This is a genomic window from Vibrio hannami (genome assembly GCF_029589055.1).
GTDB lineage: Bacteria > Pseudomonadota > Gammaproteobacteria > Enterobacterales > Vibrionaceae > Vibrio > Vibrio hannami.
This window is the reverse complement of the sequence record NZ_JARQZP010000007.1, coordinates 2,230,158-2,242,368: the sequence shown is the minus strand read 5'-3', so window position 1 is coordinate 2,242,368 and position 12,211 is coordinate 2,230,158. Positions and strand designations below refer to the sequence as shown.

The window sequence follows — 12,211 nt, the reverse complement described above, 5'->3', positions numbered from 1 at the left end:
TCTGGGAATTTAAACAAAACTCTCAAATCTTATTGAAAAAGTTGAGTGTTATCATTGGTAGTTATTATTAACTAATATTACAATAACCGCGTATTCAGGGTTATTTTCAATAGAGCATGGAAACAGCGGCATGAAATCACAGTTTACTTCACAAGATGTCGAAATATTGTCCAAAGAGACTTTGTTTCAAGGTTTTTCAAAATGGTGAAGTATCGCTTCAGACATAAGTTATTCAAAGGCGGATGGAGCGATCCTGTTGAAAGAGAACTGTTTGTTCGTGGACATGCGGTCGCAATGCTCCCTTACGATGCTGTTCGTGACGAGGTGATTCTTATCGAACAGGTCAGGGTTGGTACTCTTGAACAGGAAAGCCCGTGGCAAATTGAAATTGTCGCAGGAATCATTGATACCGACGAGTCTCCAGAAGAAGTTGCTCGCAGAGAATCTCTAGAAGAGGCTGGCGTTGAGGCTGGTGAGCTTATCAAGGTAACAAGTTATTACCCTTCTGCGGGCGGGTGCTCAGAAAAGCTTGATGTTTACGTTGGTCAGGTAGATGCGTCGAATGCTGGTGGCATTCATGGTCTAGACTATGAAAATGAAGATATTCGAGTGCAGGTTGTTAGCCGTGAAGAGGCGTATAACCTGGTGCTAGACGGTAAAATTGAGAACGGTGCCTCAATTATTGCGTTGCAATGGTTGGAGCTAAACTATAAAGATCTACAATCGCGATGGCAGAAATAGCAACTGATAAATCGTATCACGTTGATCTCGCAGCATTAATGCGTGTATACGAAACAAACTATGCGAAATTGAATGCTTTGCTTCCTGCTCAGGCAGAAGTTGGTGATGTGCGTTCCTATCAGGTTGCGGCCATGGCATACCAGCTCGAAGTGAGCGAAGTGACAAAATATACGACACTGATCGATGTGAGTCAGTGTGATGAGCAGCCGGTGTTTCCGCTGCCTAAAATGACAGTCAGACTATACCATGATGCAAGGGTAGCAGAAGTATGTGCGAGTGATCAGATTTCAAGAGTTAAAGCTCGCTATGACTACCCTAATAATAAAATGATGCAGAAGGATGAAAAATTTCAGCTTAATCAGTTTCTTAGTGACTGGCTGACATTTTGCCTGAAGCATGGAATAAGTCGAGCTCCCTTGTTCTGACAGCAGGATTAAAGGTTCGAGCCAAGTGATTTAAGTCTGAGAAATATATAAATTATTCAGGTTAATTGTTTTGAAATTATCAGCAACCTCGAAAAGAGACAGTATAAAGCTATTACAGCTAACAGATACGCATCTGTTTTCGACAACAGACGGCTGCTTACTAAGCGTTAATACGTTAGATAGCTTCCACGCTGTTGTACAAGAGGTTATAAACAGAAAACACGAGTTTGATGCGATACTGGCGACGGGTGATATCTCGCAGGATCACACTGCAAAATCGTACTGTCGATTTGAGCAGGGAATTTATCCGCTAGAGAAAAATGTCTATGGCTGCCCGGCAACCACGATTTTAAGCCCAATATGAGCAGTGTTATGCCATCGGATCAGATATGTTCCGATGAGCACGCTTTAGTAGGCGAATATTGGCAGATTATTCAGCTAGACAGCCAGGTAACGGGCGTTCCGCATGGGCGTTTGAATGATCAGCAGCTTTCATTGTTAAAAGAAAAGCTTACAGCTTACCCAGAAAGGTACACATTGGTTTTGCTCCATCACCATCCTGTATTGGTGGGTAGTGCGTGGCTTGATCAGCATACGCTTTATGATGCGGAAAGCTTCTGGAACATCATAAAAGAGCATAACAATGTAAAGGCTACACTGTGCGGTCATGTTCATCAGGAGTTTGATGAGCGACATTTCGGTGTTCGGGTAATGGCGACGCCTTCAACCTGCGTTCAGTTCAAGCCAGACTCTCAAGACTTTGCTTTGGATGCTAAAGCGCCGGGATGGCGTACATTAGAGCTTAAGAGTGACGGGACTATCGATACACAAGTTCATCGTCTTGATGGAACTGAGTTTTTCCCCGATTTTAGTGCTGGTGGCTATTAATGTCTAAAGCTCCATTGCTCCTTTATATCCATGGCTTTAATAGCTCTCCACAGTCTCACAAAGCAAATGTAATGAAGGTTTATTGTGAAGAACACAGACCAGATATAAAGGTGGTGATACCTCAGATGCCTAGCTTTCCCTCAGAAGCTAAATCACTGCTTTTAGAGCTGGTAGAGAAATATAAAGATCATTACCAAATAGCTTTGGTGGGAAGTTCATTAGGGGGCTATCTATCTACTTGGTTAAATAGTCGGTATGGTTTTAAAGCGGTGGTTGTTAACCCGGCGGTGAAGCCATATGAATTGCTTCAAGATTTTCTTGGGGAGCAAGAAAATCCATACACCGGAGAAAAGTACCTTCTTGAGTCGATACATGTCGAGCAATTAAGGGAACTGGATGTTCCCAAAATTGAAAGAAAAGGCGACTTCTGGTTACTACAGCAAGAAGGCGATGAGGTGTTGGATTACCGTCAGGCTGTCGATAAGTTTTCAGGCTGCAAACAGACTGTCGAGCTAGATGGTGACCACAGTTTTGTCGACTTCGAACGCTTTCCCGCAGATATCATTTCGTTTCTAAAGCTGTAAAAATAGCCAGACAAGGGCTTTGCTTCATAAAAATTAGCTACATATTCGCCTGTTGCTTGACATGACAGGGCTTGTTCCAGAGTATGTAGCCTTATTGCTTCTCCTGTACAAAGTAAGTATTACGCTTTAGCGCCCGCTATAGTGAGCTTTAAGTAACTAAAAACGTCATACTTTCAGGGCAGAGTAGTAGCCTGAAAATATTTGAGTAAATTCCGTATTATGACTGAACAATATAATGCTGGAGCCATTGAGGTTCTTAATGGTTTGGAGCCAGTACGTCGCCGACCTGGGATGTATACGGATACAGCGCGCCCTAACCACCTTGGTCAGGAAGTTATCGATAACAGTGTCGATGAAGCGCTTGCCGGTCATGCCTCCAAAATACAAGTGATACTGCACGCCGATCAATCCCTTGAGGTGATTGATGATGGTCGTGGTATGCCTGTCGATATTCACCCGGAAGAGAAAGTTTCCGGTGTCGAACTGATTCTTTGTAAACTTCACGCCGGTGGTAAGTTTTCCAATAAAAACTACCAATTCTCAGGTGGTTTGCATGGGGTTGGTATCTCGGTAGTTAACGCCCTGTCGAAAAGGGTTGAGGTTACCGTTCGTCGTGATGGGCAGGTGTATGATATTGCTTTTGAGCATGGTGAAAAAGTATCAGACCTTACCGTAACAGGTACTTGTGGTCGACGTAACAAAGGAACCAGTGTTCATTTCTGGCCAGATGAAAAGTATTTCGACTCAGGTAATTTCTCCGTCACTCGTTTGGTTAATAATCTACGCGCTAAAGCTGTACTTTGTCCGGGATTGGAAATTACCTTCTCAGATAAAGTAAACGGTAACGAGCACAAATGGCACTATGAAAGTGGCCTTAAAGATTACCTGGCAGAAGGCGTTAAGGGTTATACCGTTCTTCCAGAAGAGCCGTTTACCGGCAAATTCTCCGCAGAGACAGAAGCGGCGGACTGGGCGATTATCTGGCAGCCGGAAGGTGGTGAGCAGATAACAGAAAGTTACGTAAACCTTATCCCGACAGCACTTGGTGGTACTCACGTAAATGGTCTTCGTCAGGGCTTATTGGATGCGATGCGTGAGTTCTGTGAATTCCGCAACCTACTTCCTCGTGGCGTTAAGCTAACCGGTGATGATGTATTTGATCGCTGCTCTTACGTGCTTTCAATTAAGATGCAGGACCCTCAGTTTGCAGGTCAGACTAAAGAACGCTTGTCGTCACGTCAGTGTGCGGCATTTGTGTCCGGTGTTGTTAAAGATGCCTTCAGCCTGTGGTTAAACGAACGTCCTCAGCTTGCTGAGCAGATGGCAGAAATGTGTATTGCCAATGCACACCGTCGTATGCGCGCTGCGAAAAAGGTTGTACGTAAGAAAGTCGCTTCTGGTCCGGCACTTCCGGGTAAGTTGACCGATTGTTCGGTTCAGGACCTAGCACGTACAGAACTGTTCCTGGTGGAGGGCGACTCTGCGGGCGGTAGTGCTAAACAGGCTCGTGACCGCGAGTTTCAGGCAATCATGCCTCTGCGTGGTAAGATTCTGAATACATGGGAAGTTTCTGCCGATCAGGTGCTGGCTTCTCAGGAAGTACATAATATTTCTGTCGCATTGGGAATTGACCCTGATTCCGACAACCTCGACGATTTGCGCTACGGTAAAGTTTGTATCCTTGCCGATGCGGACTCGGATGGTCTGCATATCGCAACTCTGCTCTGTGCGCTGTTTACTCGTCATTTCCGTGCTCTGGTTGAAGCTGGACACGTTTATGTCGCTATGCCGCCACTGTTTAGAATCGACTGCGGTAAAGAGGTCTTCTATGCCCTTGATGAAGATGAGAAAGAGGGCATTCTGGAAAGGCTGAGCAAGAAAAGAGCTAAGATAAACGTGCAGCGATTCAAAGGTCTGGGTGAGATGAACCCACTCCAGTTGCGTGAAACAACGATGGATCCAAATACTCGTCGATTAGTTCAGCTAACCATCGATGATGATGAGCAGACCAATGAAATGATGGATATGTTGCTAGGTAAAAAGCGTGCGGATGACCGCCGCAACTGGTTGCAGACGAATGGCGATTTAGCAGAGGTTTAACGGATGTCTACTGAGATTACTTATGATGGCGTTGAACAGTTGCCAATGCGCAAGTTTACTGAAGATGCCTATCTGAACTATTCAATGTACGTAATTATGGACCGGGCCTTGCCTTATATCGGTGATGGCCTGAAACCCGTACAGAGACGTATTATCTATGCAATGTCGGAGCTTGGGCTTTCGGCAGCAGCAAAATATAAAAAATCTGCCCGTACCGTTGGTGACGTGTTAGGTAAGTATCACCCACACGGTGACTCAGCCTGTTACGAAGCGATGGTATTGATGGCGCAGCCTTTCTCATACCGCTACCCGCTGGTTGATGGTCAGGGTAACTGGGGTGCTCCGGATGATCCGAAATCGTTCGCAGCGATGCGTTATACCGAAGCAAAACTTTCTAAGTTTGCTGAAGTTCTATTAGGTGAACTGGGGCAGGGCACGGTTGAATGGCAGCCGAACTTTGATGGCACCATGAAAGAGCCACAGATGTTACCGGCACGCTTGCCTCATATCCTGCTTAATGGTGTAACAGGTATCGCGGTTGGTATGGCCACTGATATCCCGCCACATAACGTACGTGAAGTGGCAGATGCAGCTATACACCTACTTGATAATCCGAAAGCAGAGCTTCCGGATATTATGGAGTATGTTCAGGGGCCAGACTATCCGACAGAAGCGGAAATTATCTCTCCAAAGAAAGAGCTGGAGAAGATATACCGAACAGGACGAGGAAGCATAAAAGCTCGCGCGGTATGGCACAAAGAAGGTTCTGATGTAGTTATCACCGCCATTCCTCATCAGGTTTCTGGCGCTAAGCTACTTGAGCAGATTGCAGCTCAGATGCGAGCGAAGAAGCTACCGATGGTAGACGATCTTCGTGATGAATCTGATCATGAAAACCCGACTCGTATTGTAATTGTTCCTCGTTCTAATCGAGTGGACACCGATCAATTGATGAATCACCTGTTTGCTTCAACGGATCTGGAGAAAAACTTCAGGGTTAACCTGAACATGATAGGTCTGGATAACCGTCCACAGGTTAAGGGACTGGTTCAGATTCTGTCTGAGTGGATTGAGTTCCGTCGTGCAACGGTTCGTCGTCGTTTACAGCACCGTCTTGATAAGGTGATGGCTCGTCTGCACATCTTAGAAGGTTTATTGGTTGCTTATCTGAATCTGGATGAAGTGATTGAGATTATCCGAACTGAGGATGATCCTAAAGCGGTTCTGATGGAGCGCTTTGGTATTACTGATATTCAGGCGGATGCGATTCTGGATACCAAACTTCGTCACCTGGCTAAGCTGGAAGAGATGAAGATCCGCGGTGAGCAGGCAGAGCTGGAGAAAGAGCGCGAGAAGCTAGAGTTGATCCTTGGCTCTGAGCGTCGTATGAATACTCTGCTTAAGAAAGAGATCAAAGCTGATGCTGAGAAGTTCGGTGATGATCGTCGTTCGCCACTGGTTGAGCGTAGCGAAGCAAAAGCACTGACAGAGCGTGAGTTGGTACCAAGTGAAGCCATTACCGTTGTGCTTTCAGACAAGGGCTGGATTCGTCATGCGAAAGGTCACGATGTCGATCCTGAAGGCCTGAACTATAAAGCAGGCGACAGCTATCTGGCTCATGCTCGTGGTAAGAGTAATCAGCAAGCCGTGTTCCTTGGTTCTGATGGCCGGAGTTACTCACTCGAGTCTCATTCGTTGCCATCAGCGCGAAGTCAGGGCGAGCCGATCACAGGTCGTTTGAATGTCGCTGAAGGAACATCTGTTCGCCAGGTGATCATGGGTGAAGATGAGCAGCTTTGGCTGGTGGGTTCTGACGCTGGTTATGGCTTTGTATGTAAAGGTGCGGACCTGCTGTCTAAGAACCGTAGTGGTAAGGCACTGGTTAATCTTCCTGCTAGCTCAGAAGTTATGACGCCAATGACAATTTCTGATATTGAGACAGACGAAATTCTGGCGATTACTAACCTTGGCCGAATGCTGATGTTCCCTATTAAGGACTTACCTCAGCTAAGCAAAGGTAAAGGTAATAAGATCATCAATATTCCGGCTGCAAAAGCGAAGGCACGAGAAGAGCTTGTCTCTCACCTGACTGCTATTCCTCAGGGGGCTACGATTACTCTGTATGCAGGTAAGCGTAAGCTAGGGCTGAAGCCAAACGATCTGGATAACTTCCGTGGTGAACGCGGTAGAAGAGGTGGATTACTTCCTCGAGGCTTACAGAGAGTAACCCGTATTGAGGTAGAGCTGCCAGAGGCGAAATCAGAGCCAACGGAAAGCGAATAAACCTGGCAAATAAACTAAAAAAACCGGTGAAAACCGGTTTTTTTGTAACGGTAGCTAAGAGCTAAGAGCTAAGAGCTAAGAGCTAAGAGCTAAGAGCTAAGAGCTAAGTTTAGTTATCCTGACTCTCTTCAACAGTCACTGTTAAAGAGATATTTTCACCATCTCTAAGGACGCCGAAGTCGATAACAGTTCCCGGACGCAGATCGGTAACAATATCCATCACGCTTTGACGACCATTAATTTTTTGGTCTCCAATCGTTAAGATAACATCATTCTTTTCAAAGCCAGCTTTAGCAGCTGGCCCCGCAGGATCAATCCCTAATACGATGATCGCACCAGTATAGTCACCGCCTAATAAGCGTGAGGTCATAGCATTTACATCCTGACCATCGATGCCGACATAACCTCTAATTACTCGCCCATCTGCGATGATCTTTTGCATTATTTTATTTGCTAGCTCATATGGAATAGCAAAAGAGATACCGTAGGTTTCCAGTTCGGTTGCTTGCTGGAAGGATGCAGTATTAATTCCGACCAGCTCTCCACGCGTGTTTACCAGCGCACCACCAGAGTTACCCTGATTGATGGCTGCGTCTGTTTGAATAAAGGATTGTCTTCCCATGCTGATAGATGAACGGCCAGTCGCAGAAATGATACCAAAGGTGGTTGTCTGACCAAGGTTATATGGGTTACCAATTGCCAACACCACGTCACCAACTTTTGCCTGATATTCAGGATTAAGCGGGATAACAGGTAGGTTAGTGGTTTCGATTTTCAGTATGGCGATATCCGTACGCTGATCTTTACCTACCATGTTGGCATCTGCGACTCTACCGTCTTGCAGGGCGACAATGATCTGATCTGCTTTTGCTACTACATGGAAATTAGTAATGATATAGCCTCTTTCACTTACAATAACGCCTGACCCGAGCCCCTGCGTTTTCAGCTTGGTTCGGTCTTCGGCTGTGTATTGTCGGCTATAGATATTAACAACGGCAGGGGCTGCACGGCGGACAGCACTATTAAACGAGACCTCAACATCCTGAAAGCTCTCAACCTTGTTAACAATGTCTTGAGGTATAAGATTTATGTTGGTTCTTAGCGACGGCACCGCTAACAGCACAATTATCGCAGTGGCCAACCCTAAACCAATTGAACGTAAAAAAAGCTCAGCATTCAGTCCTCTATGCTGTCGTTGTTATCGTTTTAATATATGAGCAAGGATAACATTTAGACGATCTGAATAGCAATTCAATAGCTGGTAAGCCGTGAGTTGGTAAGATGAGTTTGAGATACAAAAAGAAAGGGAAGACTTTCGCCTTCCCTTATTGCTAGTTTACCTAAGATTCACTTTCGATTATCTGACTACAAGATACAGATTTCTTCCATCACGCTGAATGTTCAGTGCCAATACGCTTGGTTCCTGTTCAACAATTGCTCTTAGTTCTGCAAGGTTTTTCACTCTCTGACGGTTTACGCCAACGATGATGTCTCCCTGTTTTAACTCGTACGCAGCAGCTCTTGAGCCCTCTTCAACCGACGATACTTTTACACCCTGTACAGGATCTTTGTCGGTGGTGTTAGTTAACTCTGCGCCAGTCAATCCATCGTGTAGCTTCTTAGCCTGAGTCTTCATCTCACTCGCCTCACCAAGAACAACATCGAAAGACTTTTTCTTACCGTCGCGAATAACGTCTAGCTCAATCTCTTTCCCAGCACCCAGAGTGGCCACTTTAGCTCGCAGCTCTCCGAATGTGTGAATGTCTCGGCCATTTATCGAAACGATGATATCACCAGCTTCTAATCCTGCTTTATCAGCGGCGCTGTCTGGTACCACCTGACTAACAAATGCACCTTTACTTGATTCATATCCTAGTGCTTCAGCAAGCTCGGAAGTCACCTCACCACCCTGAACACCCAGAAGGCCACGTTTAACTTCACCGAATTCTAGTATTTGATCGGTTAGGTTTTTCATCATATTAGAAGGAATGGCAAAGCCTATACCGATATTGCCACCATTAGGGCCAAGGATGGCGGTGTTGATACCAATGAGTTCACCATTTAGGTTCACTAACGCGCCCCCTGAGTTACCGCTGTTGATTGCGGCATCAGTCTGAATAAAGTTTTCGAAGTTCTCAATATTAAGACCACTTCGGCCAAGCGCTGAGACAATACCGGAAGTAACAGTTTGTCCTAAACCGAATGGGTTACCAATAGCTACTGCAAAATCACCCACACGAAGGCTGTCTGAGTCGGAGAGCTTTACCTGAGTCAGGTTCTTGGCTTTTTCCAGCTTTAGCAATGCAATATCAGACATTTCGTCGCCACCGATAAATTCTGCATCGTATTCACGACCGTCATGCAGTTTTACATGGATACTATCTGCTCCATCAATGACATGGTAGTTAGTAACAATATGGCCTTTTTCTGCGTCAATGATAACGCCTGAGCCCAGACCTCTGAAAGGACGCTCTCGCATTTGTTCCGTAGGGAAATCTGGACCGAAGAAAAACTTAAATGATTCTGGCAGGCTTTGTCTTGAAACCTGTTTACCTTCGACAGCAATACTTACTACAGCGGGAGTGACTTGTTCTAGCATTGGAGCCAGACTAGGGAGTTGTTCGTTATTTACTGCTAATGGCAGGGCTGCAGTTGCAGGCAGCGGTGTGATGATTGAACTTAAGCTAATAGATAGTGCGGTCAAAACAAGCAAAGGTTTTTTCATCATATTCTCCTCTTTAATTTATGAGAATTATGACTCGAAAACCTTTGGTAAGTTCAGAAAAAATTTGAAGTAAGTCAAATAATGTATGTGGTGACTAAACTTTATGCTTTGACTGCTTCTGGTGCGTCGAGAATTTCTTTTACCTCTGGCTCAAGTAACCCGGTAGCTCCTTTTGCATAGTCTTTTGGTTGAACATCCATTTCGGATTCTTCTTTCTTCTCCACTTCTTTGCTTACTTTCTTAGAAAAAGGGTTGTCCTGAACCGGAAGATTAGGTAACAGTTCAGAAGACGTTTCAGCCATGTGTTGGTACAGCTTAGTATAGTCTTTCCCTAAGATATCCAGCATTTCAGCAGATTTCGCAAAGTGATCAGCAAGTTCCTGACGCTGTTGCTCTAGCGCAAACTTGGATGCTTCAAGATCCTTCTGCATTTGTTTGTGTTTTTTATATTGGGGGGTTTTTATTCGAGCAATGATGATTCCTAAAATCGCCCCTACCAATAAGCCTATAAGTCCATAAATTAAAGGCATAACGGCTCCTTATAATATTTTTAAGTAACACTTTGGTTACATTAGAATTACACATGCTCTGATGTCATGGTACTATGACAAAGCTGTCTGATAAAGAAATTTAAGCTGATCAGGTATATCAATGACACCTCTAGAAAAATATAAGAAAGACATCGAAGAGTTTGGTTTTCAAAAAGATTCTGCTCAAGAAAATGCAGTAACTCAACTAGATAAGCTATTTTCAGAATATAAGCACTACGAGTCACAGCCAATTCCTACATTAAGTCGGTTCGAAAAATTACTGGGGAAAAAAGTGGTTCCTAACCCCTTACCTAAAGGCATCTATATGTGGGGTGGCGTCGGACGCGGTAAAACCTACCTGATGGATACTTTTTGTGAATCACTAGAAGGTAGTCGGGTCTATAGGGTTCATTTTCATCGCTTTATGCTTCGTGTCCATGATGAACTTAAAGAGCTGGGAGAAGTTGCCGATCCCTTAGAAAAAGTGGCGGATAACTTTAAAAAAGAGTTCGATATCATCTGTTTTGATGAGTTTTTCGTTTCTGATATTACCGATGCAATGATCCTGGGAACCCTGTTTCAGGCGCTTTTTGCCAGAGGTATGGTATTGGTTGCCACTTCTAATATTCCGCCAAAAGAGCTGTACAGAAACGGTTTGCAACGGGCTCGTTTTTTGCCTGCGATTGATTTGATAGAAGAAAACTGTCAGATAATAAATGTTGATAGCGGAATTGATTATCGCCTCAGAACCTTGGAACAAGCAGAGATTTATCACTCTCCTTTAGATCAACAAGCAACAGAAAACCTGAATACTTACTATGGTCAGCTTACTACAGATTGCCATGCCCTTGTTACTCTAATAGATATTAACCACCGGGATATACCTATTGTTAAGGCCTGTGATGGTGTTCTGTATGCGACATTCGAGCAGCTTTGCCAGACAGCGAGAAGCCAGAACGACTACATCGAGATATCTCGAATTTACCACACAGTGCTTTTAGCTGATGTTAAACAAATGACGCCAGCCCTTGATGATGCAGCGAGGCGATTTATTGCCTTAGTGGATGAGTTCTATGAGCGAAATGTAAAGCTGATTATTTCAGCCGAAGTCGATATGGGCTCTTTATATGCTGGTGGTCAGTTAGAGTTTGAATTTAAACGGTGTTTGTCTCGTTTAATAGAAATGCAGAGTCATGACTATCTGGCAAAAGAACATTTAGCATAATATGGGTGACAGGTGACAGGTGACAGGTGACAGGTGACAGGAAAGTTTGTTGGTGCAAATGCTAGAACCTACGAAGCTCCGTAACCAGTAACCCTAAAATAAATTAAAAAAAACAGATGATTTTTTCCCCACACTTCTCTATAATCCTGCGACCCACCGTTACTGCAGCCTCTTAGAGGCGAGAGTGCCATCCACTCGAAGGGGTGATGTCTGGGGCTCTTAGACAGTGGGAGCGAAAGCTCCTTAAGTGTAAAATTTAATATAAACGGGTTATTGTTAGCATGAAAACTTTCGTTGCTAAACCAGAAACTGTAAAACGTGACTGGTACGTTGTAGACGCTGAAGGTAAAACTCTTGGTCGTCTTGCAAGTGAAATTGCATCTCGCCTACGTGGCAAGCATAAAGCTGAATACACTCCTCACGTAGACACTGGTGATTACATCATCGTTGTTAACGCTGAGAAAGTTACTGTAACAGGTAACAAAGCTGCAGCTAAAACTTACTACCGTCACACTGAATTCCCAGGTGGCCTAAAGTCTATCACTTTTGACAAGTTGATCGACAAGAAGCCTGAGATGGTAATCGAACTAGCTGTTAAAGGTATGCTACCACGTGGTCCTCTTGGCCGTGCTATGTACCGTAAGCTAAAAGTTTACGCTGGCGCCGAGCACAACCACGCTGCTCAGCAACCAACAGTACTAGACATCTAA

Annotated in this window: 9 protein-coding genes and 2 pseudogenes; 8 read left to right on the top strand and 3 right to left on the bottom strand. The window is 44.6% G+C overall.

From position 1 onward, the window contains the following. Positions 1 to 130: 130 nt before the first annotated feature. The 6 genes and pseudogenes from nudF (at position 131) to parC (ending at position 7,021) form a co-directional block, all read left to right on the top strand. Positions 131 to 741 (top strand): annotated as a pseudogene (gene nudF, locus P7F88_RS24780) (ADP-ribose diphosphatase). Then, entirely contained in the window at positions 729 to 1,166 is a 438-nt protein-coding gene (locus P7F88_RS24775; protein ID WP_277829167.1) for a DUF1249 family protein, read from the top strand. The pseudogene nudF and the gene P7F88_RS24775 overlap by 13 nt, the downstream one beginning before the upstream one ends. Positions 1,167 to 1,236: 70 nt before the next feature. Continuing rightward, positions 1,237 to 2,054, top strand: a pseudogene (gene cpdA, locus P7F88_RS24770) (3',5'-cyclic-AMP phosphodiesterase). Then, the gene (gene yqiA, locus P7F88_RS24765) at positions 2,054 to 2,638 is read left to right on the top strand and encodes an esterase YqiA (protein WP_277829166.1); all 585 of its coding nucleotides are present in this window, start codon (positions 2,054 to 2,056) and stop codon (positions 2,636 to 2,638) included. The pseudogene cpdA and the gene yqiA overlap by 1 nt, the downstream one beginning before the upstream one ends. A gap of 219 nt (positions 2,639 to 2,857) precedes the next feature. Continuing rightward, positions 2,858 to 4,738 (top strand): DNA topoisomerase IV subunit B, encoded by a 1,881-nt coding sequence (gene parE / locus P7F88_RS24760; protein WP_277829165.1) that lies wholly within the window; start codon positions 2,858 to 2,860, stop codon positions 4,736 to 4,738. Between the two features lie 3 nt (positions 4,739 to 4,741). Continuing rightward, positions 4,742 to 7,021, top strand: a complete 2,280-nt coding sequence (gene parC, locus P7F88_RS24755) for a DNA topoisomerase IV subunit A (RefSeq protein WP_277829164.1) — start codon at positions 4,742 to 4,744, stop codon at positions 7,019 to 7,021. 109 nt (positions 7,022 to 7,130) lie between these two features. Here the strand turns inward: parC and degS are convergent, their stop codons facing one another. From degS to zapG, 3 genes are all read right to left on the bottom strand, one after another. Beyond that, positions 7,131 to 8,201: an outer membrane-stress sensor serine endopeptidase DegS gene (gene degS / locus P7F88_RS24750; RefSeq protein ID WP_277829277.1), complete on the bottom strand. Its 1,071-nt coding sequence runs from the start codon at positions 8,199 to 8,201 to the stop codon at positions 7,131 to 7,133. A 177-nt stretch (positions 8,202 to 8,378) separates the two neighbouring features. Further along, a complete protein-coding gene (locus tag P7F88_RS24745; protein WP_277829276.1) occupies positions 8,379 to 9,746 on the bottom strand; it encodes a DegQ family serine endoprotease in 1,368 nt (455 codons plus the stop codon). A gap of 101 nt (positions 9,747 to 9,847) precedes the next feature. Next, complete coding sequence (zapG, locus tag P7F88_RS24740; protein WP_277829163.1) at positions 9,848 to 10,276, bottom strand: Z-ring associated protein ZapG; 429 nt, start codon at positions 10,274 to 10,276, stop codon at positions 9,848 to 9,850. A gap of 121 nt (positions 10,277 to 10,397) precedes the next feature. Here zapG and zapE point away from each other — a divergent pair, with 121 nt between their 5' ends. Further along, positions 10,398 to 11,501 carry a cell division protein ZapE gene (zapE, locus tag P7F88_RS24735; protein WP_277829162.1) on the top strand — a complete coding sequence of 368 codons (1,104 nt, stop codon included), beginning with the start codon at positions 10,398 to 10,400 and terminating at the stop codon, positions 11,499 to 11,501. Positions 11,502 to 11,782: 281 nt separating this feature from the next. Beyond that, on the top strand, positions 11,783 to 12,211 hold the full coding sequence (gene rplM / locus P7F88_RS24730; RefSeq protein ID WP_277829161.1) for a 50S ribosomal protein L13: 429 nt from the start codon (positions 11,783 to 11,785) through the stop codon (positions 12,209 to 12,211).